Annotated in this window: 14 protein-coding genes and 1 pseudogene; 6 read left to right on the top strand and 9 right to left on the bottom strand. The window is 55.8% G+C overall.

All coding sequences use genetic code 11. From position 1 onward, the window contains the following. Positions 1–387: 387 nt before the first annotated feature. Positions 388–4,536 carry a DNA-directed RNA polymerase subunit beta' gene (locus OSC10802_RS0104270; protein ID WP_017715548.1) on the bottom strand — a complete coding sequence of 1,383 codons (4,149 nt, stop codon included), beginning with the start codon at positions 4,534–4,536 and terminating at the stop codon, positions 388–390. Positions 4,537–4,675: 139 nt separating this feature from the next. Here OSC10802_RS0104270 and OSC10802_RS54025 point away from each other — a divergent pair, with 139 nt between their 5' ends. Then, entirely contained in the window at positions 4,676–5,467 is a 792-nt protein-coding gene (locus tag OSC10802_RS54025) for an HNH endonuclease (RefSeq protein ID WP_017715547.1), read from the top strand. A gap of 154 nt (positions 5,468–5,621) precedes the next feature. Here the strand turns inward: OSC10802_RS54025 and OSC10802_RS38650 are convergent. The 7 genes and pseudogenes from OSC10802_RS38650 to rpsT form a co-directional block, all read right to left on the bottom strand. Continuing rightward, positions 5,622–7,274, bottom strand: a pseudogene (locus tag OSC10802_RS38650) (DNA-directed RNA polymerase subunit gamma); the annotation flags it as partial. Positions 7,275–7,303: 29 nt separating this feature from the next. Beyond that, positions 7,304–7,477, bottom strand: coding sequence for a hypothetical protein (locus OSC10802_RS48810; protein WP_017715545.1), 174 nt, complete (start codon positions 7,475–7,477; stop codon positions 7,304–7,306). A gap of 635 nt (positions 7,478–8,112) precedes the next feature. Beyond that, on the bottom strand, positions 8,113–8,379 hold the full coding sequence (locus OSC10802_RS45785) for a hypothetical protein (protein WP_071593272.1): 267 nt from the start codon (positions 8,377–8,379) through the stop codon (positions 8,113–8,115). A 49-nt stretch (positions 8,380–8,428) separates the two neighbouring features. Then, positions 8,429–9,412 carry an HNH endonuclease gene (locus OSC10802_RS38645; RefSeq protein WP_017715544.1) on the bottom strand — a complete coding sequence of 328 codons (984 nt, stop codon included), beginning with the start codon at positions 9,410–9,412 and terminating at the stop codon, positions 8,429–8,431. Between the two features lie 163 nt (positions 9,413–9,575). Beyond that, positions 9,576–12,935 (bottom strand): DNA-directed RNA polymerase subunit beta, encoded by a 3,360-nt coding sequence (gene rpoB / locus OSC10802_RS0104250; RefSeq protein ID WP_017715543.1) that lies wholly within the window; start codon positions 12,933–12,935, stop codon positions 9,576–9,578. Between the two features lie 670 nt (positions 12,936–13,605). After that, positions 13,606–14,445, bottom strand: coding sequence for a TatD family hydrolase (locus tag OSC10802_RS0104235; protein ID WP_017715540.1), 840 nt, complete (start codon positions 14,443–14,445; stop codon positions 13,606–13,608). Positions 14,446–14,521: 76 nt separating this feature from the next. Continuing rightward, a complete protein-coding gene (gene rpsT, locus OSC10802_RS0104230; protein WP_017715539.1) occupies positions 14,522–14,845 on the bottom strand; it encodes a 30S ribosomal protein S20 in 324 nt (107 codons plus the stop codon). 271 nt (positions 14,846–15,116) lie between these two features. Between rpsT and hisD the strand changes: the two genes are divergently transcribed. The 3 genes from hisD to OSC10802_RS0104215 all read left to right on the top strand — a co-directional run bounded on the left by hisD (position 15,117) and on the right by OSC10802_RS0104215 (position 17,506). Beyond that, positions 15,117–16,457: a histidinol dehydrogenase gene (hisD, locus tag OSC10802_RS0104225; protein WP_017715538.1), complete on the top strand. Its 1,341-nt coding sequence runs from the start codon at positions 15,117–15,119 to the stop codon at positions 16,455–16,457. A gap of 251 nt (positions 16,458–16,708) precedes the next feature. Continuing rightward, positions 16,709–17,134 carry a universal stress protein gene (locus OSC10802_RS0104220; RefSeq protein WP_017715537.1) on the top strand — a complete coding sequence of 142 codons (426 nt, stop codon included), beginning with the start codon at positions 16,709–16,711 and terminating at the stop codon, positions 17,132–17,134. Positions 17,135–17,200: 66 nt separating this feature from the next. Beyond that, complete coding sequence (locus OSC10802_RS0104215; protein ID WP_017715536.1) at positions 17,201–17,506, top strand: small RNA NsiR4-regulated ssr1528 family protein; 306 nt, start codon at positions 17,201–17,203, stop codon at positions 17,504–17,506. Positions 17,507–18,475: 969 nt separating this feature from the next. Here the strand turns inward: OSC10802_RS0104215 and OSC10802_RS43935 are convergent. After that, positions 18,476–20,788: a GUN4 domain-containing protein gene (locus OSC10802_RS43935; protein ID WP_017715535.1), complete on the bottom strand. Its 2,313-nt coding sequence runs from the start codon at positions 20,786–20,788 to the stop codon at positions 18,476–18,478. Positions 20,789–21,015: 227 nt separating this feature from the next. On the opposite strand from OSC10802_RS43935, the gene OSC10802_RS0104205 reads away from it, so the two are divergent. Together OSC10802_RS0104205 and OSC10802_RS48805 are read left to right on the top strand one after the other, a co-directional pair. Then, positions 21,016–21,711: a uracil-DNA glycosylase family protein gene (locus OSC10802_RS0104205; protein WP_017715534.1), complete on the top strand. Its 696-nt coding sequence runs from the start codon at positions 21,016–21,018 to the stop codon at positions 21,709–21,711. A gap of 6 nt (positions 21,712–21,717) precedes the next feature. Beyond that, on the top strand, positions 21,718–21,858 hold the full coding sequence (locus OSC10802_RS48805) for a hypothetical protein (RefSeq protein ID WP_155967374.1): 141 nt from the start codon (positions 21,718–21,720) through the stop codon (positions 21,856–21,858). The last annotated feature ends 477 nt before the right edge of the window (positions 21,859–22,335 follow it).

Raw genomic sequence — 22,335 nt, 5'->3', positions numbered from 1 at the left:
AAGTTTATTGGCCCGCCGGCCCATAATATAGCAGTAGCCACTGAGGTTCGTACATTTCGGCCTCTTTTGCACCCCCGCACTCCGGCTCCTATTCTCCTAACCCATATTACTACTGGGATATAGACATAGGTAAGGCGTAGCGCTAACGCGCCGCTGCGCTAACGCCGGGCCTGAAGGTCTAATGTTTTAACCTAAGTGCATACTGCTATAGAACACTGGCCACATTGGTTGGGACATTAGACATTGAGGGCGGAGCCGTTCTGGCGGGCGCGGCACGCCGCACTCCCACCTGCGGATATAGCTCGCAGGACAGTTGCCGGCTGCCTGTCCCAATGTCCGAGCTGTCCATTGCTGTGGGGGCGGCTATGAAACCGCCCCTCAGCTTACCTAGTAGTCATCGTCGTCTTCAGGTTCGTCCTCCTCCTCGTCAATGTCATCCTCGCTGATGTCCTCCTCTTCCAAAGAGGGAGAGAAGGCATCGGTGTGGGACAAGTCGAAAGTCTTGCTGGGTCGCTTCTTGGGAGGGGGGCCTTCTTCGCTGTCGCGGTCGAAGAGGCCATTACCCTTCATAGAGCGCTGGTTGCGGTCGTCGTAAACCACCTCTTTGAGCTCTTCGTCTTCATCGAGGACGCCAGCCCCCTCATACCCCACATCCCCATCCGCATTAGCGTCTTCATACGCATTATATCCCGTACCAGCAGGCACAAGTCTGCCGATTATAACGTTCTCCTTAAGACCGCGAAGCCAGTCAGACTTGCCCTCAATAGCGGCCTCAGTCAGGACGCGAGTCGTTTCCTGGAAGCTAGCCGCCGAGATAAAGCTATCGGTATTCAAGCTAGCCTTAGTAATGCCGAGGAGCACCGGCGTGTACTGGGCGGGAGCGCCTCCAGTAATAGACATAGCCTCATTCACCTGAGATATCTGGCGCAACTCCACAAGCTCGCCCGGCAGCATAGTGGTGTCCCCGCCGTCATCGACCCGCACTTTAGAAGTCATCTGGCGGACGATTACCTCAATGTGCTTGTCAGAAATGTCAATGCCCTGAGACTGGTAAACGGACTGCACCTCATTGACCAAGAAAGTCTGCACTTTCTGGAAGCTTTCGATCGACGCCTCGTAAACCCCCATCGTTTCCATGTAGTAATTGAAGAAAATCTCCAACATCTCGTGAGGGTTAGCCGGCCCATCCGTAAGGGCTTCTGCAGCCTCCACATCCTGACCGTCAGAGACGATCAAGTTCTGGCCCGGGCCAAGCGGATACTCTTCAATCGTCCCGTCGTGGGCAATCACCTTAATTTCCACGCTTTCGTCTTCGGCGTATTCCACCTGAGCCGTCCCTGACGTGCGAGCCAGCACGCACGCCTCCTTAGGCTTGCGAGCTTCCAGCAGTTCCTCAATCCGGGGCAGACCCTGAATAATGTCCCCCGTCTTAGTCCGCTCGAACACCAGCAGCACCAAATTGTCGCCCCGCTGCACCAAACTCCCGTCCTCAACGTGCAGCACGGCACCGGAAGACACCCGGTAGGGGCGAGCGATGCGCAGGGTTAAGGTGTAGATGTCTTCCCCCTCAGCCGCCGGCGCGCTCGCTTCGCCTGAAGCGCTTCCCGGCAGAGCTTCCCTTGCCGGTGGCCTCTGAGCCGTAATCGACACCACCTGGCCGGATTCTGGCACAGGGACGCCCGGTGCCACTTCATCCTTACCGCCGACCAGCAGGTCGCCCCTTTTGAGGGCCGGCTTGTGGGTGCCGGTGCTGACACTCACCCGATCAGCGTCGCGCACCAGAAGAATCCGGCGAATCGCCTCCCCTCCGGAGCGAATGCCGCGCACCTCACCGGCATCCTTGCACTGAATTTCGGTTCGGGCCACCACTGCCCCAGGCTGAATCACCTGACCGTCGCGCACCATAAGCCGGGTGTGAGTGCTGCCTTGCAGGGCGTCCGCTGCCGTATCCCGGCGAATCACCAAAGATTCCAGAATCACCAGCTGCAGGCGCATCACTTCCTGGTCGTTCGGGTCCGGCACCAGTTCGATATCTGCTGCCAGTTGGGGCGCGTCCTTGCCGATTTCCAGCACCAGCTGAGTCCGCACCAGCTCCAGGCCCTCAACCGACTTCACCCGCTCGCCGTCCTTATACGGCAAGCGCTGAACAGCGCGCAGCTCGATCGCCGCGCCTTCCGTATCGCCGCGCGAGGTTTGGGAGGGCACCGGCGGCTCGTCGGGAACGGCAAACTCGATAACCGGACGCAGCAGCAGAGCCGGCCCTTCGGGAGTTTCTACGTACTCAATGTAGCGCAGCTCCTGCACCACCAAGCCAGAGATGACTTCGCTGCCCGGCTGAGCCAGGGTGCCGTCTTTAGCCATCACCTCATCCGGGTCATCCACCATATACAGGTCGCCCGGCTTGATCACCATTTCCCGCAGGATTTCATTTTTCTGGGTCACTTCCACCACGCCATTGTTCTGGCAGAAGATGTCCTTGACCACTTCCATGCCGGCTTCTACATACTGCCCGTCTTCGACGAGCAGCAAGGAGATGTCCTTGTTGACCTCGTGGCACTCTTCCGGAATCCACAGCAGGGTGCCGCCTTTTATCACCTCGTAGCCCTGCTTGGCTTTACCCCGCTTGGCCACTTCCACACCGGCATACTTGATAATCCCGCCGGTCTGGGTGCGATAGCGCCCGTCCATCAACTCCGCCACCACTTGATTGTTTTGCACCTTGGTGCCCGGAGTGGCTTTCAAGGAAAATTGCTGGCCGTTGCTAGTTTCAATCACGTAGTGGTCGCGACCTTGGAAACTTTCAGCGCGGACGCGAGCTTCAGTCAGCTGCACCGAGGCGGTGATAATTTCCACTTCCCGGGGCAGTTCAGGAGCCCCCTGCGAGAGCGGTGCCGAAGAAGCCGGTTCCGACTCCTCACCAGCAGCGTCCTCATGCGCCACCGGCTCCTTGGGCAGCCGAACCACGCCTCCGTGTTCGGAGACCAGCTTGGTTTCTGCCAGAACGCTGCCCGGTTCTACGCGGTCGCCATTTTTGACAGTGGGCTCCGCACCGGGGGGCAAGTTGTACACTTCCCCAGACAGAATCCAAATCAAGCCACCCCGCTGGGCGATGCGGGTAGTGTTCCCCTGCCGGTCTGTCTTTTCTTCCGGCACTACGTCAGCAAATAGCACCTCACCCGCTTGGTCGGTGGCCACGTCTTTGGTGGCTTTTTCCGTACTTTTGCGGGTGGCCCGTCCCGCAATCGGCACTTCTGCTAAGATTTGGCCGGCTTGAACTTTTTGGCCGTCCTGAACGTAGAGGATGGAGCCTTGGGTAATGGCCACTGTCTTGCGGGCCCTCCCGCCGTCCCCGGTCTGAACCACCTGCAAGTTGGCATTGCTTTCTGCGATCGAGGCGTCTTCCCCGTGACGGGTGCGGAACGGGCGAGTCCGCAGTCCTGTCTCGAACTGCACCGTGCCTTCTATTTCAGCCGGCAATTGTCGCGCCACCTCGCCGGTGAACACGCCGCCGGTGTGGAAGGTGCGCATGGTCAGCTGGGTTCCCGGCTCGCCAATGGACTGGGCGGCGATGATGCCCACGGCTTCGCCCATATCTACCAGCTTGGCGTGGGCCAAACTCCAGCCATAGCAGTATTGGCAAACCGACCGGCTGGCTTCGCAAGTCAGGGGCGAGCGCACCATGACTTCTGGAATGCCGGCGCTACCTATTTCACTGGCTAGTTCTAAGGATATAGCTTCGTTGCGATCCGCCACCAGCTCGCCGGTAACTGGGTGGCGAGCTGGCCGTGCCAAAACCCGGCCCAGCAAGCGATCTTTCAGGGGGATCAATACGCGGTCGCCGTCGGTCATGCTGCGCATGGGGATGCCCCGCTGGGTGCCGCAGTCTGTTTCCCGCACGATTACGTCCTGGGACACGTCCACCAGCCGGCGGGTCAGGTAGCCGGAGTCTGCTGTCCGCAAGGCGGTGTCCACCAATCCTTTGCGAGCGCCGTAGGAGGAGATGATGTATTCCGTGACCGTCAGCCCTTCCCGGAAGTTGGTTTTGATCGGCAGGTCGATAATTTCTCCTTGCGGGTCAGCCATCAGTCCGCGCATCCCCACCAGCTGCCGCACTTGAGAGATGTTCCCGCGAGCGCCGCTGAAGGCCATCATGTAGACGGAGTTTAATACGTCTGTTTCTTTGAAGTGGCGCACTACTTCATCTTTGAGGTCTTCGCTGGTGCTGTTCCAGGTGTCGATCACTTTTTGGAACCGCTCCACTTCCGTGATTTCTCCTCGGATGTAGCGGTTTTCCGTGTTGCGGATTTCCGCCTCTGCTTTTTCCAGCAGCTGCCGCTTGCTGGGCGGCACTTTCAGGTCGTCCACCGAGATGGACACACCGGCTCTCGTGGCGTAGCGGAAGCCCAAATCCTTCAGGTAGTCTGCTATTTGGGCTGTCCGGGCTGTGCCGTATTTTGTGAAAGCCCAGGCGATCAGCTTTTTCAGCTGGCCTTTATCGATGATCCGGTTGCGGAAAATCATCTTTTGCTCTGCCATCTGTGTTCCTGCTCCTTTGCTTACCCTATTTTCTAATCCCTACTGCCTGCTGGGACTCCTGTAGCCATTAAAATTGTTAATATACTCCGCACCTCCTAAGCGTTTTACGACGTTTATCTCAATTTAAGGACGCTTGACCATGATAGCACTTTTAGATGACACTAAGTATTTTTTGGGGCTTCTCTGCAAGCGGGGCCACGACTTCCAAGGGACGGGGCTGAGCCAGCGCTACAAAAAGAACCAAGTTTGTGTCGAGTGCGCCGTGATGCGCAGCCGAGCACAAGTGCACCAAGCCCAGCAAGCCCGGACTTATTATTCCAGAACCGAGGGCGGCGAAGCCAGACGACAAGCGAAGGCTGCCGGTGAAAAATTTTACCTCGGCACGCTGTGCGTTAATGGACATGATGCCGGTCAGGGGAAGAGCCGGCGCTACACCCAAAGTGACATGTGTGTGAAATGCTGCCAAGAGCGCAATCAGAAAAATGACCCGGTTTATTATCGCAAGAACAGAGAGAAGATATTGCAACGCCACCGGGAATCCAGTGCTACGGAGCGCCGCAAACAGGTTAAGCGGCAGGCTGCCAACAAGTACGCTGCCAAGAATCGGGCGCAATTGGAGAAAATCCACTTTGTTCCGTTTACCGATGCGGAGTTCGAGCAGCGATGCCGAGATTTCGGCAATGTTTGCGCCTATTGTGGCTGCCGGCCAGAAAAACTGACACAAGACCATTTTTTGCCGGTTGCGTGTGGTGGGCCGCACTGTCTGGGAAACATAGTCCCCGCCTGCGGCAGTTGCAATTCTTCTAAGAATGACTCTGACCCTCTGGCGTGGTATCGCCAGAAAGTGTTCTATCAGGAAAAACGATGGAAGAAGATAGTGGGCATTCTGGGAAAGTCTAAAGTTGACTATCGCCAGCTCCCACTTTTCTGATAACTCCTTTGAGTGAGAGAAGGGCTGGCGTCTCCTCTGCCCCTTTTGAGTGAGCGCCGGGCGGGCGTATCGCCCGCCCCTTTTTGACAGAAGGTAGGGCCGGCAAGAGGGCCGGCCTTTTTTAAGTGGGGTGCGCCGGCGCGCACCCTACTTTTTATTTCAGGGCCTCTTCAATGGTTTTATTGAAGATGATGCGACCGACTGTAGTCCGGATGTACTGGGAAATCCGATTTCCTGCAGAATCTTCCCGAACTTGGCGGAACTTATAGAGTTTCCTCACGGTGCCGTCCGAATACTGCTCCACTTGTTGGGGTTCATTATCGGGAGCGTCCGTTTCCACCATGCCGTCAAACCGCACCCAGATGTAGGCGTGCAGGTCGATTTGCTTCTGCTCGTATGCGAGAATCGCATCATTGAGGTTGGCAAAATAGCGCAGGACACTTTCTGGTTTTTGCGGACTTTCAGCCGTCAAATAGTAACATCCCAGCACCATATCTTGAGAGGGAGTTACAATCGGACGCCCCGTTGCCGGCGACATAATATTGTTAGAAGCTAGCATCAGCAAACGCGCTTCAGCTTGCGATTCTAACGACAGAGGAACGTGGACGGCCATTTGGTCGCCATCAAAATCAGCGTTAAAAGCTGGACATACTAACGGATGCAATTGAATAGCGCGACCGTCTACCAAAATGGGTTCAAAAGCTTGAATTCCCAATCGGTGAAGTGTCGGTGCCCGGTTGAGCATAACCGGGTGCCCTTCAATCACTTCTTCTAATACGTCCCACACGCTCGGATCGTTTCGCTGAATCAGCTTTTTCGCTGCCTTAATGTTATTAACCAGCCCCTGGCGAATCAGCCGGTGAATCACAAACGGTTGGAACAGCTCAATCGCCATTTCCCGTGGCAAGCCGCACTGGTGGATTTTCAGGTTCGGCCCCACCACAATCACGGAACGCCCGGAGTAATCCACCCGTTTGCCCAAGAGATTTTGGCGGAACCGGCCTTGCTTGCCCTCAATAATATCGGACAGCGACTTGAGAGGCCGGTTGTTGGCACCCACCACTGTCCGTCCCCGGCGACCGTTATCAATCAGGGCGTCCACCGCTTCTTGCAGCATCCGCTTTTCGTTGCGGATGATAATCTCGGGGGCCAAGATTTCCTGCAAGCGCGCTAAGCGATTGTTGCGGTTAATCACCCGCCGGTAGAGGTCGTTGAGGTCCGAGGTGGCGAAGCGACCGCCATCCAGCTGCACCATCGGGCGCAAGTCCGGCGGAATCACCGGAATCACCGACAGCACCATCCAGTCCGGTTGGGAGCCGGTGGCGATGAAGTTGTCAATCACCCGCAGGCGCTTAATGAGCTTGGCCCGCTTCTGCCCTTTGGCATTGGCAATTTCCTCCCGCAGAGATTCCGCTTCTCCTTCGAGGTCGATATCTTGCAGCAGGCGCTGCAGCGCTTCCGCGCCAATCCCCACCTCGATGCCTTGCAGCTCAGAATCTTCGCTATATATCTGATCCTCAATTTCCATCCACTGATCTTCAGTCAGCAGCTGTTTGTACTGCAGGCTTTCGTGGTTCCCAGGGGCCAGAACCACATAAGCGTTGAAATAGACAATTTGCTCCACATCCCGCAGCGGCATATCCAGGAGGATTGCCATATAGCTGGGAATGCCTTTGAGATACCACACATGAGCCACCGGCGCAGCAAGTTTAATGTATCCCATGCGATGCCGGCGCACTCGCGATTCTGTCACCTCCACTCCGCATCGTTCGCAAACAATACCACGATGGCGAACACGTTTATGTTGTAGTCAGCGGTACATCGCTGTAGTCGCCGCTACTCCAGAACCGTGCGTGCGACTTTCATCGCACACGGCTCCTGAGTGTCTGCCCCAAAGCGGAAAAAGGTTCCCACTTCAGCGCCACTGGCAGACAGCTCTCCCCACGTCTGCATATCCTCGGCATTACCCGAGGCATTGGCTTCTTGGGGAATCCCACCCGTCTCTTGCATGCGGTTAGCACCTGCTGCCGGTTTCAGAGTCCAGATTTCAGATTTTAGATTGGAATCCGCTGCTGAGAATCAGAGGTCTTTGACTCTCACAGACAGCCCAACCCTCTAAAATCCAAAATCCCCATCTAAAATTGGCAGAGCTAGAGAGGGTTACTTCGTTCCTGACAGCCATTGGTTTGAACCTTTAGAGCGATGCTATCCACCGGGTTTCTTGGGAGTGCGTATTGGTCGGGCAAACAGCCGCCAACCCCATTATCCTGTGCCTTTTGGCTCCGGCCTGTCAGCCTTATTTGGCCGGGTCATTGTTACGATGGTTCACATGCATCTTTGCTTGCGCTGCTCATGGGTTCCTGCAAGGGCGGCCTTCCAGATTTAGGCTTCCAGTTACCGCCTTTTCACCCCGCTTCAAGGATTGATGGCTAGTCGCTGCCTTGGGGGTGCTGCTTTTACCGCTGCACCTGCGGAGAGGGACTGAACCGATTTTGGATTTTGGATTTTGGATTGAATCTAAAATACGCCGATTATTTAATTAAATAACGGCCCAAACCCTAAAATCAATCGCACCCTCATGTCTGTCAAGTTATCAAGGTTCTGTTTAAACCAAGCCAACCGTCCCTGAGTTTTTTACAGCTCATTTAGGTTGAACGAATCGCAGCCCGATTAACGCATATATACGTCGATTTGCCGCAATGGCATTCCCAATCTTTTGCCGGCCCGAAAATTCGCTCACAAAACAAGCCATCCATTTCGGGTTTTAAAGTCCGGTAATTTATTGTTTCTGGCTTCGTCACCTCGCCGGTTACCTGACCGTTAGGGAGAGTTCGTTCCCCCCACTGACGAATCCGATCTGGAGAAGCCAGACCTATTTTCACGTAATCAAAGCGTTGCTCTAGTTTTGCCACTTTTTGACCTCTCTTGAACGCCTTGCCCCCTGGGGGCAAGGCTAACTACCTACTTACCTAAGCCATGCTCAATGTTGTAAATCGACCGCCGGGAAACTCCATACTCCTCTGCTAAATGAGTCCTTGTCTCTCCAGCTGCCAGCCTCATCTTAATTTCCTCAACTTGTTTGTCTGTCAGCTTTTTTTTGGTGCAGTGATTAGATTTTACTACATTTTCAGGAACACCACCTCCTTTCCAACCAATATAATACTCAATCCGGTGAATGGCCGCACGAGACACGCCATATTCCTTGGCCAAATGCAGGCGTTTGTGCCCGTTTTGCAGCTTTATCCGAATTTCTTCTACTTCCTCTGCGGTCAGCTTGTGATTTCCCGGAAGGTTTCCCGGCTCAAAGACTTTCATCCGTTTCTTTTGAGCCGCATCTTTGAGATTTTCTTTCTGAGTGCCTTCCCAGAGATGCTCTGGATTAATGCAGAGCCGGACATCGCAAGCGTGGCAAGCGCAATAACCGGGTTTGATGGGACGGCCTAATTTAGCTTCGAGAGAGGCTCGATGAACTAATACTCGTTTGCCGTTGATGCTTCCGCTGCCATAGCCATTCGGTCCTTTGCCACCTTGCCACAAGATACAGCCAGATTCAGTTAATACCCCTTTTAATCCTGGAGGGACAACGACTAAGTTAGCAGGATCTGCTGCTTTTACACTTTTAGACACCGGCTTTCGCCCGCCCTTTTTCCTTGACATCCGTCCTTTCCGAGCGGCATCCTGCATATTTTCTGCAGGAGTCCCTTCCCACAGGTGTTCCGGGTTAATGCAGTCGGGCACATCACACGTATGGCACGCGAAATATCCTGGTTTAATTGGACGGCCTAATTTAGCTTGCAGAGCCAGCCGGTGAACAGATACCATTTTCCGGTTGAGCTTTGTGTAGCCGTAGCCGTCAGCTTTTTTTGGCCCTTGCCAGATGATACAACCGGCATCATTTAAAACGCCTGTCAGTCCAGGGTCAACTGTGACAAAATGAAGAGACATATCAACGTATTTCCTTTAAGTTTGGACGTTGGTTTGGATCTCGCGGTGTTTGCGCACCGTGGAGATTACTTCATTATCCCATTTTTTACCCGCCGCTGTCTAGAGACGCGACATGTCGCAGAAGCCACATGTCGCGTCCCCACATTACCGGCCCGAAGCGCAACTATTCGTCGCCATCGTCAAACCCCTCCCGAGAAAGCGACTCATAAGTGGGCCGCGAAGGAGCCCGGCGAGTGGACACATCAGCCATCAAATCGACCTCCACATCGCGACTCGTGCCGTCCTCCTTAGTTTCCACCTTGTGAACCGCAATATCCAAGCACAGGGACTGCAACTCGCGCATCAGCACCTTGAAAGACTCCGGCGTTCCCGGACGGGGAATCGTCTTGCCTTTCACAATCGCATTCAGGGCCTCATTGCGCCCCTGCATGTCGTCCGACTTAACCGTCAGCAGTTCTTGCAGCGTGTACGCCGCGCCAAACGCCTCCAGGGCCCACACTTCCATCTCCCCGAAACGCTGGCCACCCTGTTGCGCCTTGCCGCCCAAAGGCTGCTGCGTCACCAGAGAGTACGGGCCGGTCGAGCGAGCGTGGATCTTGTCGTCCACCAAGTGAACCAGCTTCAGCATATAGGCTTTCCCCACCGTAACGGGCCGGTCAAAAGCTTCGCCGGTCCGCCCGTCATAAACCAGAGTTTTCCCGGCATTTTCCGGGTCAAACAGCCAGTGCTTGCCAGTTTTCTCCGCCGCTTGGTGCAGCTTGAAATGCACCGTTTCCCGAGACTTCTCAGCCCCGTGCATTTCATCAAAAGGCGTGATCTTGAACCGGACGTCCATATTCTTCGCCGCCCAGCCCAGAAGGCACTCAAAAATCTGGCCGACATTCATCCGTGACGGCACCCCCAGCGGATTGAGAACGATATCCACCGGCGTCCCGTCCGGAAGGAAAGGCATATCCTCCTGAGGCAGAATCCGGGAAATAATACCCTTATTCCCGTGCCGGCCCGCCATCTTGTCGCCCACCTGAATCTTCCGCTTCTGGGCCACATAGACGCGCACCACCATATTCGCGCCCGGCGGCAGCTCATCGCCCTGCTCGCGGGTGAACACGCGCACGTCCACGACGCGCCCCTTCTCCCCGTTCGGCACTCGCAAAGAGTTGTCGCGCACGTCCCGCGCCTTCTCCCCGAAAATGGCCCGCAGCAGCTTCTCTTCCGGCGGCTGGTCAGATTCCCCCTTAGGAGTCACCTTGCCCACCAAGATATCGCCCGACTCCACCCAAGCCCCAATCCGGATGATACCGCTTTCATCCAGCTGGCGCAGAGCGTCTTCACCCACATTGGGAATTTCCCGGGTAATTTCCTCAGGGCCGAGCTTGGTTTGCCGCGCCTCAATCTCGTACTTTTCAATGTGAATCGACGTGTACACGTCATCATAGACCAGGCGCTCATTGATCAGGATGGCGTCCTCATAGTTGTAGCCCTCCCAGGGCATGTAGGCCACCAGGATATTCTGACCGAGAGCGATCTCGCCCCCTTCCGTTGCCGAGCCATCTGCCAGCACCTGACCGGCAACCACATCATCCCCTTCCGACACCAGAGGGCGCTGGTTCAAGCAGGTATCCTGATTGGAGCGCTGGTACTTCTGCAGCTCGTACTCAATATCTTGGGGCGCAGGCGGCCCTCCGGGCTCTCCGGGCTGCGGCCTGCCCTCTGGCCCAGAGCTTGGCGGGACGGCAGGACGGACGCGAATCCGCTCCGCATCGACGTAGACCACTTCCCCGTCAGTGCGCGACACGATCACCATCCCGGAGTCCCGCGCCGCTTGCGCTTCCAGTCCGGTGCCCACCAGGGGGCGTTCTGGCTTCAGCAGGGGCACAGCTTGCCGCTGCATGTTTGACCCCATCAGGGCCCGGTTGGCGTCATCATGCTCCAAAAACGGAATCAGAGAAGTAGCCACCGAGATAATTTGCACCGGCGAAATCGCCACATAGTCCACCTGATCCGGCGTCGTAGTGGTGAACTCCTGGCGGTAGCGCACCGGCACGGTGTCCCCCAGAATCTTCCAATTTTCATCCATCGAGATGTCCCCCGGAGCCACCCGCAGGTCATCCTCCTCATCTGCCGTCATGAACACCGCCGGGCGGTCCCGCAGCACCCGCCCCTTTTCTACCGGATAGAAAGGCGTCTCAATAAACCCATAGGCGTTCACCCGGGCGTGAGTTGCCAGAGAGCCGATCAACCCCGCATTGGGCCCTTCCGGCGTTTCAATCGGACACACCCGCCCGTAGTGGGAGGGGTGGATGTCCCGCACGGCAAAGCCGGCCCGCTCCCGCGTCAGCCCGCCCGGTCCGAGAGCGGAGAGCCGGCGCTTGTGGGTCAGTTCTGCCAGAGGGTTAGTCTGGTCCATAAACTGGGACAGCTGCGACGAGCCAAAAAACTCTTTAATCGCCGCCACCAGAGGTTTCGGGTTAACCAGCGAAGCCGGTGTCAGAGTTTCCGAATCCGAAACCGTCATCCGCTCCCGGATAATCCGCTCGAGCCGGTTCAGCCCGACGCGCACTTGGTTTTGCAGCAGCTCCCCAACCGAGCGCACGCGCCGGTTGCCCAGGTGGTCAATATCGTCCGTGTTGCCGATATCGAACTCCAAGTTAATCAGGTAATCCACTGCCGCCAAAATATCTTGCGGCGTGAGCACCCGCAATGTATCCGGGACATTGAGCCGCAACTTCTTGTTGAGCTTGTACCGGCCCACGCGACCGAGGTCGTAGCGTTTGGGGTCAAAGAAGCGGGAGTCGAGCAGCTGCTGTCCCCCCGATACTGTTGGTGGCTCTCCGGGGCGCAGCTTGCGGTAAAGCTCCATGAGAGCTTCTTCTTCGCTGAACTGACCTTCTTTTTCAATCGTTTTCTGGAAGTATTCCGGGTGGCGCAGGGCGTCCAGTATTTCGCTGTCCGAAAGTCCCAGAGCTTTCAGCAGCACTTGGGCGGACAGCTTGCGGGTTTTGTCAATCCGAACCCACACCAAATCGTTTTTGTCAGTTTCAAACTTCAGCCACGCGCCCCGGTTGGGGATGAGGCTGGCGTTGTAGGTGCGGCGTCCGTTTTTGTCGGTTTCCGACTTGTAATAAACTCCCGGAGAGCGCACGATTTGGTTGACGATGACTCGCTCGGCACCGTTGATAATAAACGTGCCCCGGTCTGTCATCAGGGGCAGGTCGCCGATGAACACTTCTTGCTCTTTGATTGTCCCGTCTTCTTTATTGATCAGGCGAGTCGGCACATACATCTGCACCGCGTAGGTGCTGTCCCGCCGCTTTGCTTCATCGACGCTGTATTTGGGGCGCTTGAGCTTGTAGTCTTTGCCCAGAAAGTGCAGCTCCAGCTTGCCGGTGTAGTCGGTAATCGGCGAAAAGCTGTTGAGCTCTTCTATCAGTCCCTCTTCCAAAAACCAGCGAAAGCTAGCCCGCTGGATCTCCACGAGGTCTGGTAAGGTAAAGGACGGTGTCGTGTAAGTCTGATTAGTCATGCCTCTCCAGGAAACGGGTTAGCGAAGAGCGCGAACTCCATATTTTACCTGACATACGCTGCTCTGTCAACAGCCAAAAAAGGACGCCAGCCACGCTCTGCCAGCATTCAGCGGCTGGTTGCTGGTGGCTAGATCGTCACAAGCGTTCAAATTCCTTGTTTTTCAGGGACTTCAAGGGGCTGTTCAACTCGTGCGGGCAATGGATTTGCGCCTTAACTGCCTTCATTTATCTTCCCGCCCACAGACTCCCGCCACAGAAGCAGGTGAGGGGGGGGAGGAAAGGCGGGGCAGGGATTGAGCCTTTTCTCGAAATAAATATTTTTCTGGAAATCTGCTTCCATGCAGGGATTGCACTCCCCTTAGAGGGGTTACGTTTGCCATAACGAGCCAGACCGTTCCCCTAACAACCATAATTTTATCCAGCGCTTGTGCCAGCAAGACACCGCCTCTCGAGTGGTTTTGACGCAGACCGTGCCGGTTGAGCGCACCGCTCAAAACCGGCTGAACACGGCCAGCGGGCCTGGCTGTCCCACCGGCAGCCCTTCCCCAACCCCCGTCCCAAAGAGAGGGACTTCCTTGGCTGACTCCGGTAAAGGGGGAAATTTGCCAACAGCCCCCGCACAAAAGTCAGCGTTCAGTTTAGCGGCGGGTTGTTTGCCTGGGTTATCCATTATAGCGCAGCGTTGGCAACTGCTGCTTTAACTCCCCCGTCGGGGAGCTCTGACGGGGGAGTTGCCGGCAGGCCAAACAGGAGGCTAGCATTCAGAGTCGTTTGGGCGGCTAGGGTTTCTAGGGAGACATTTCTCAGTTTAGCAACTTTTTCGGCTACATATCTTACATAAGCCGGTTCATTGCGCTTTCCCCGTTTGGGTGCCGGGGCGAGGAAGGGACAATCAGTCTCCACTAACAGCCTCTCCAAAGGAACCGTGCGAGCCGATTCCTGAATCCCGGTGGCGTTTTTAAACGTCACAGTCCCGCTAAAGCTGATATAAAAGCCCAAATCTAGAAACCACTGAGTTTCCTCTGGAGTGCCCCCCCAGCAGTGCATCACTCCTTTTACCGCACCGAAGCAGTCGAAAAAATCCCGCAACAGCTCGGCCATCTCTGCTGCCGCATCCCGGCAGTGGACAATCACCGGCAGCTTCAGCTGCTGCGCCACACAAAGCTGAGCCTCAAACGCTGTTTTTTGCAGCTCCTTATTATCTGCCTTGTAAAAATCCAAGCCGGTCTCCCCAATGGCCACCACTCGGCCATCAGAACTGGCCAGTGCCAAAATCTCCGCTTGGGAAGAGCCTGTCCACTTGTAGGCGTCCAGGGGGTGCAAGCCAACGGCAAAAGAGATTTCCGGGAAGCGGGAGGCTATAGCTTGAATGCCGGCAAACTCAGCCGGCTCGACACACGAATGTACGAGACGGACTACACCCGCCTCCCGCCACCTGTCCCGCACGGCTTCCAGATCGGCCTCAAACCGGTCAAAGTTGAGGTGGACGTGGGTATCGATCAGCTGCATGAGTCAAGGGATTGCTTGTTTCTAATGGTCAACTGATAAGTGATCATTGCGGCGGCGGGCAATTAGCAACTAGGCCTCAGGCGCTGGCTGCCGCCTCAGGGGCGGACGGGGCCGGAGCGGTGTGGGGTTTGAGGGCTTTGGCCAAGCGGGATTTTTTGCGAGCCCCATTATTGGGATGGAGGACACCTTTTTTGACGGCTTTGTCAATTTTGCTGTAAGCATCTGCCATAGACCGGCTCACCTGCTGCATGTGTTCCGGAGTGGGGGAAGCAGCGTACTGCTCCACAGCGGCAAAATACTTCTTCATCAGCGTTTTGACCGCTGAGGTGTAGGCTTTGTTGCGCAACCGATTGCGTTCGGCGATTTGGACGCGCTTGATGGCGGATTTAATATTGGCCACGGTTGGTACTGAAACAGCTCTATTACTGCAGAAACATTCAAACTCCTGGAAAAACTAATATAGCATCTCCAGCCGACTCAATCGCGCTCCAGACCGAAAATCCGAGTTAAGCTTATAGAAACAGGGAGATCGGGTAAGTCTGGCACAAGCCAGGGCAGCAGGCAATCGAGCAACAGGCAATCTAGCAATAGACCCACCGCCTAGCGCTGATATGGCCTGAAGCCGGGACCGGCTCTCGGACGGGTAAGACCTAGATTGGCATTCCTACTCCATGCTGCGAATAATCACTCAGCGGGCTGAGGCAGAGGCTGAACTGCGGCGTATCTGCGAGCGCACAGGCGACGACTCTGTCGTTCACAAAGAGGCAACGGTTCGGGAGGTGCTACAGGCGGTGAAGCGCCAAGGCGACCGAGCCCTCTTGCATTACACGGAGGAATTCGACCGAATTTCCCTGAAGCCTGACGGGCTGCGCGTCAGTGGCTCAGAATTAGATGCCGCCTACCAACAGGTGCCCAAAGAATTACTAGACGCCATTCGGTTAGCGGCGCGACAAATCGAAGCGTTTCACCGGCAGCGCGTCCCCAAGTCTTGGGTAAAATTTGGGGACGACGAGATCGTGCTGGGCAAGCGCTTCACGCCGGTAGATAGAGCCGGACTCTACATTCCAGGGGGCAGAGCCGCCTATCCCAGCACCGTGCTGATGAATGCCATTCCCGCCAAAGTGGCCGGCGTGCCCCGGATTGTCATCTGCACCCCCCCCGGAACTGAGAAAGCGATCAGCCCTGCGGTGCTGGTCGCGGCGCAGGAAGCGGGGGTGGAGGAAATTTATCGGGTGGGGGGAGCACAGGCCATCGCAGCTTTGGCCTACGGCACGGAAACCATCCCCAAGGTAGACGCTATCACCGGCCCGGGCAACATTTACGTCACCCTGGCCAAAAAACTGGTCTACGGGACAGTGGGCATCGACTCCCTAGCAGGGCCATCGGAAGTGCTGATTATCGCAGACGCCGAGGCCAATCCCACCCACGTGGCGGCGGACATGCTGGCGCAAGCCGAACACGACCCAATGGCGGCGGCGATCCTGCTGACAGCGGACCCCCATCTAGCCAGAAAAGTGGCGGGAGAAGTAGAGCGCCTGCTGATGGATCACCCGCGCCGCACCCTGACGGAGAAATCGATCGCCCACTACGGCTTAATCGTTGTCGTGGAATCCCTGCAAGCCGCAGCAGAACTCTCCAACCTGTTCGCACCGGAACACCTGGAACTGGAAGTCGCCGATCCCTGGGCGCTGCTGGAGTTCATCCGCCATGCCGGTGCCATTTTCCTGGGGAGATCGAGCCCGGAAGCTGTGGGAGACTATCTGGCCGGCCCCAACCACACCTTGCCCACCTCTGGAGCCGCCCGCTACGCCTCTGCCCTTGGCGTCGAGACGTTTATGAAACACTCCAGCCTGATTCAATACTCCCCTGCCGCCCTCCAGAAAGTGGCCAGCGCTGTCCAGCTGCTGGCCAATGCGGAAGGTCTTCCCTCCCACGCCGACTCAGTGCGGCTGCGAACCCAAAGCGCCGATGGGGGATGGGGCTTAGTCGATGGGCAGAGCGATCGAGAATAAAAAGTGAGCCGCCTTGGGACGCCAGCAAGTTGCGCCCCACTTCAGCTGTAAAATTGACAGACAGTGAGGCGGGGATTCCAGCGGCTGTTCCCAATTTCAGGCCGAAATGCCGCTAAACTGACGTTGGGAGGGACTCTCCTACCTCTTCTGGCCTGGATGTCCGAATTGCGCCCCTACCAGACGCTGAGTCTGGGGGCGTCTGGGAGCCAAGCTGCAGAGGCAGTGCTTTTAACTTTCAGGAGATTCGATCGGTGCTCAAAACAATTCTGGTGGCCCTTGACGGTTCAGACTTCTCGGAGCAAGTCATTCAGACTCTACGCGAACTGCAACTCCAACCGGCGACCAAAATCATCCTCTCCCATGTAATTCCCCCGCGAAGCGCCGATCTGGAACTGCTCGCCGCTGACAGACCCCACCCTCCTGAGGAAATCATCTACCGGCAGATAGAAAAACAGCTGAATTCCTACCAGACTGACTTGCCTTGCCCGAGTGAATTGGAAATAGTCACCGGCGATCCAGCAGAAGAAATTCTCCGCTTGGCGAATATCCACCGCGCCGATCTCATTGTGATCGGCAGCCGGGGACTAACAGGTATGAAGCGGATTTTGTCAGGCTCTGTCAGCAGTCAAGTCGTTGCGGACGCTCACTGTTCCGTTCTAGTCGTTAAACCCAGATAGCGAGCTGGGGGAAAATGGGGACGGCACCCTTGGTAGAATGCTGCGGTAAACCTTTCTCACACTCCTATGACTCCCGAAACCACCTCAGGTCTTGAAACAACCACCGGCGCTGATGCTGTTGATGAAGCGATTGCCAAGGGAATTGATTTTGACGGCTCTCCCATCCCACCGGCCAAACTCGAACTCTACCGCCAAGTCATGGCCCTAGAGGCAGGCCGGCAGCGCAGCGGCGTGTCCAACACCATGCGTTCGCGAATTGTGCGGATTGGCGCTAAGCACATTCCCCTCGAAAAACTCAACCAGATGCTCGCCGCCGCCGACTTCGCCCCCCTGAAAGAGAAAGAAATCGGATTTTATTACGGCGGGAAGTAAGAAAGTCTGGCAGGGAGCATCCCATTTGTGCGAAGGGAGAGGGGGCAATAAAAAATTTCCCCTCTCCCACCTTTTTGAGTGAGAGCTTCATAGGTTTCCCTATCCGCGTCCATCAACTTCTGCGTTCATCTGGGGTTTTAAATATTGAACCGCAGAGCGACCCAGATTAACGCAGATGTGGCAATAGACCGTCATGTAAGCTGTTACGCTTTTAATCTGCTTATTGTAAAAAGGAGGCAGAGCCGACCGAGGCGCGTTCCCAGGCTCCGCCTGGGAACGAGAGGGATAGAAATGAATATAGCAGCAGCCACTTAGATTAGAACATTAGACCTTCAGGCTCGGCGGACGCCCCCCCTACGTCTATATAGCAGTAAGCATTTAGGAAACCTACATTCCGGCCTCCCTTGCTCCAGAGCTCCCGAAGCTTCTATTGTTCTCACCAATATGACTGCTGCTATATCACAAATTCTAGCAGTATTCACTTAGGTTAGGACAGTAGGAAGGACGCTGTCGCGTCCCGCTTCGCTATCGGAGGGAACGCTTGTCCTACGCCTTTTCTTAGGAAAGAATAGCAGTATGCACTTAGGTTAGTACATGGGCGTCACGCATGCATGGCATCACGCAAAAGCTGGTAGGGGCGGGTTTGCTAACATCTGGTAAAACCCAGAGACATCTTGGGTGAACCCGCCCCTACTTACCCCATGCGCGATGCCCCATGCGCATGAGCCCCATACGCCATGCCATGAATGTCCTAACCAATAGGACTGCTGCTATAAGATCGGAGGGAGCGCCTGTCCTACGCCTTTTCCCCTAGGCCACTGATGTCCTAACCAATATGACTGCTGCGATAAATGCGCAATAGCTTACTAAGCTAAATTAATATTGCCAGAAAGCTGCAAAAACCCAGATTTATTTAACCCACCTAATTTCCGAAGTCTAATCCTTAAAACCCACCGGCACCCCTGAACATTACAGCCCGCAAGTTTCAATGCGAGACAGAAAAGCCAGACCAAAACCCACCACCGCCCGCCCCAATGCCACCGGCAGGTGTCCTGGGGGAGCATCTAAACTAAAGTTGAGGTCAAACCAAGACAGCCAATCCCCACTGACGCGCCAGCCGGCACGATCGACAAACCGGCAGTAGGTGGCGTAATCCGCTTTCCCGCCAACACTGTGCCAGATTTGTTTCTGGACGCTGAAGCCAAACCGCCCATTGCTATACTTTACCCAGAGTTCATCAAGGGTGCGCAGATCTGTACAGGGAAACTTTTCCATTTCTGCTTTGCTCAGCCCTTTTTTTGATTCGCGGCGCAAAATCTGGAGCATAACAGCCTCAGTTTCCCCATCAGCCTCTTGCCATTTCTCCGCTGCGAGCAAGTCGCGCAGTCGGCTATAATCTATCCCCACCGCTGAGCTGAGATCCTCAGGAGCGATCAGCTGTCTCTCACAGATGGCCAGCCTGGAGACGAGGGCGCAAAACCAAACCAGCAAACCCAACCCGCACACTCCCAGACGCCCTGCGCCCAAAAGTGCGGGAAATTGCCCCACCGGCGCATTAGAAGTTTTATCGAGATCCGCCCACAGCAGCCAAGTGCGGTTGCGACGCCATCCCACGCGAGCGCCAAAACGGCACCAAGTTTCTATATTGCCATTTTTTGTGCCGTCGAGACTCTCCCAGATGCGCTGCTGGACGCTGAATCCAAAGCGCCCGTCACTATATTTTACCCACAGTTGGTCTATAGTGTAAAGGTCTTGACAGGGAAACCTTTCTATGTGCTCTACTTTCAAAGAGCCGCTGTTTTCTCGACCGGCTATTTTAAGCATCACCGCCGCTGTTTCCCGATCGGCTTCTCGCCAGTTGCCGGCGGCGAGGAGATCCCGCAGTTTGCTGTAATCCGCGCCCACTGTGGAACTGAGCCCGTCAGGGGCGTGCCGGTCAAAAGGCGCAGTGCTGGGGTTAAACGCGAGCGGGAGTGGGCTGATGTGCTCCCTGAGCAATTCAAACAGTTCTACCGCCGAATCCGTCACGCCATTCCCGCCGGCGGCTAGCACCTCATTTGTAGCGGTTACCCTTGCGGAAGTGTAGACAAAAATTGGCAGATTGATGCCGGCTTCTCGCATAGCTTCAATCAGGGAAATGCCAGCCTTGGCTCGGAACTCGCCCTCTTCCGTGCGCCCCATACTGGAAATAACCGCGTCAAAGAATAAACCGTCTGAGGTGACAAGCTGCATCGCCTCAGCGGTGGAAAGTGCTGGGACGACTTCCACCCCCATATTTTGCAGTTGATCGACAATCCAAGGATTGCTTGCCGTCGGGTTATTCACCCAGAGAATTCGCCGCAGTTTCCCAGAGAGTGCGGACTGAGGAGTCTGGAAAAACAGCGCCCCATCTGACGGGGGTGCGTCAAGTCGCTGAGTGAGTTTAAATCGGTCTGGCTCCAATAATTGCAGCCACTCATGCACCGACTGCGGGCGATCTTCCGGCTCAAACGCCATGCCTTTAAGAATCGCTTGACTCACCCTGTCGCTGATGCGGGGATTGAACTGGTGCGGTGGGTTAAGGGCAATTCTAGCAGCGCGAGCCGGTGCTGGCACCGGCACTTCTGCGGTGAGCAGATAGTACAGAGTTCCCGCCAGCGCGTAAATATCCGTGCACTCTCCGCGTCGGGCTTTCTCAGCATACTGCTCGATAGGAGCAAACCCGTTTGAGCCGGCTAAAGTGTGAGTTACAGTCTCGTCAGGGACAAACTCCCGCGCCACCCCAAAATCAATCAGAACCGCTTCCGGCTTGCCGGCACGCACAATAATGTTGCGCGGCTTCACATCCCGGTGCAGCAAACCTTTCTCGTGAATGGCTGCGAGCGCCGAGCCAATCTGCCGGATGTACAGCAGCGCTTGCGCTTCTGACAGCATCCCCTGGCGTTTCACGAGATTCCAGAGGTCTTCCCCCTCCACATATTCCATCGCAATGCAGGGTAAAGAACCCTCATAGAAAGCGTTCTCAATCTGCACGATGTGCGGGTGCCTGCACAGGGCAAGCCGCAACGCCTCATCCCGAAAGTTATGCTGGTATTTGTCACCGAACTGAGTTTGGTTGGGGTCGCTCAGCACCTCGTCTTTCAGGGTTTTGATGACGACGAGCCTGCCCCTTTTATTCCTCGCCAGGTAGGTGATGCCAAAACCACCTTTGCCCAGTTCCCGTTCGATGATATAGCGATCGCCGTATAACTTCTGCCCAGCCGGCCAAATCACCGATGACGCCTCCTTGACACCTGCGTTCATTGTGGCACATAGCTGCGGCAGTTCTTTACCTTTGGCTCTCCTTTCCCTGCTGCAGGGGGGCGGGGGTGGGAGAGGGGGGAAGCTCTGGAGCGGGGGAGAAGGGCAAAAATGCCCCATGCCCAATGCCCCACGCCCCATACCCCACAGCTATTCTATAGATCGTACCACTACCAGTGACGCTCGCGCTCACTGTATCCGAACTAGAATCCTGATAACCGCTAACAGCTATGTCAGACATCCAGCAGTTGATTGCCGAAATCCAGCTAGAAGCGCAGCGGGAACCTTTTCCCATTGATGAGCCGGTGTATCGGGCTGCCGGCTTGGAGCCAACGCAGCCGGTTCTATATGCCGGCAATCTGGAAAGCGAGCTGTGCTTTTTTGCCCGCGATTTGGGGGCTGATGAAGTTCGGGCGCGACAGCCCCTTTACGGTGCCGCCGGCTCCCTTGTCCGCCAGGGGGTTTACCGAGCGCTCTACGGACATTTGCCTAGCCAAAATGCCGACATGAAAATTGTCCTCGAACGGGTTGCCCTCACTAATACTGTACCTTACAAACCGCCCGGAAATAAAGCTTATACTGAAGCGGTAAAGAAGCGATTTCGCCCTTTTTTAGAGCGGTTTCTGGTATTCCACTGGAAAGGCTCTGATATTATCACGCTGGGGAATGAAGCGTTTAACTGGTTTATTCCTTACGCTCCAAAAGGGGCGATAAAGCAGTTTTTTGAGCGAGGCGACCGGTACGCGAGCAGCATTCAAGTGACGCTGCAGGCGTCTGATCAGGGAGGGATGAAGCACCAGCGCCTAGTGACGCTGCGCCCCCTGCCTCACCCTTCGCCGCTGAACCAGCAATATTACGCGCAATTTCCGCAGATGCTCCAGTACCGGCTTACGGAGATATTCCCGCAGACAACAAGTTTTATCTGATGGGGTTTGTCGGGAGATGCTGAATTTTCCTCGCCCCTAATTTTTTGTGATGAGGGGCGAGGGAGAATTGCCGGCACTTGTTTGGGAAAGGGTTCGGGAGCGGGGGATTTGTGGGGAGATCGAGGAAGCGAGCCGGTGGGGGATTAGTTGCTCAGATACCCGACGATTGGAAAGAGCTTGTTGGCGAATTGATGTGGGGAAGAGATACAGCTAGTTCCTCCGCGATTAGCTAGGTTCCTGGCGATTGGAAATCGCGGCTATACAGACGAAGCCCGCCTACCCTTCGGGAAGGGCTTCGCCCAACGCGGGCTTTCATAGAAGAGTGAGAGGTTCCTGGCGATTGGAAATCGCGGCTATACAGACGAAGCCCGCCTACGCGGGCTTTCATAGAAGAGTGAGAGGTTCCTGGCGATTGGAAATCGCGGCTATACAGACGAAGCCCGCCTACGCGGGCTTTCATAGAAGAGTGAGACTCTCAAAAATATGTGGGGTTTTTTGCAGGACAGCTGTAGGGTGGGTTGTCCTAAGAGGGCAACCCACCTCCCCAAGGGACAATTGAAACGAAATTCAGAAAAAATTCCCCGCAAAAAGGTTGACAGCACCGGCATCTTGCGCTATATTGGT

It is taken from the genome of Kamptonema formosum PCC 10802, assembly GCF_000332335.1.
Lineage (GTDB): Bacteria > Cyanobacteriota > Cyanobacteriia > Cyanobacteriales > Oscillatoriaceae > Oscillatoria.
Note: the sequence above shows the minus strand (reverse complement) of the source record. Positions and strands in the feature narration are given on the sequence as shown.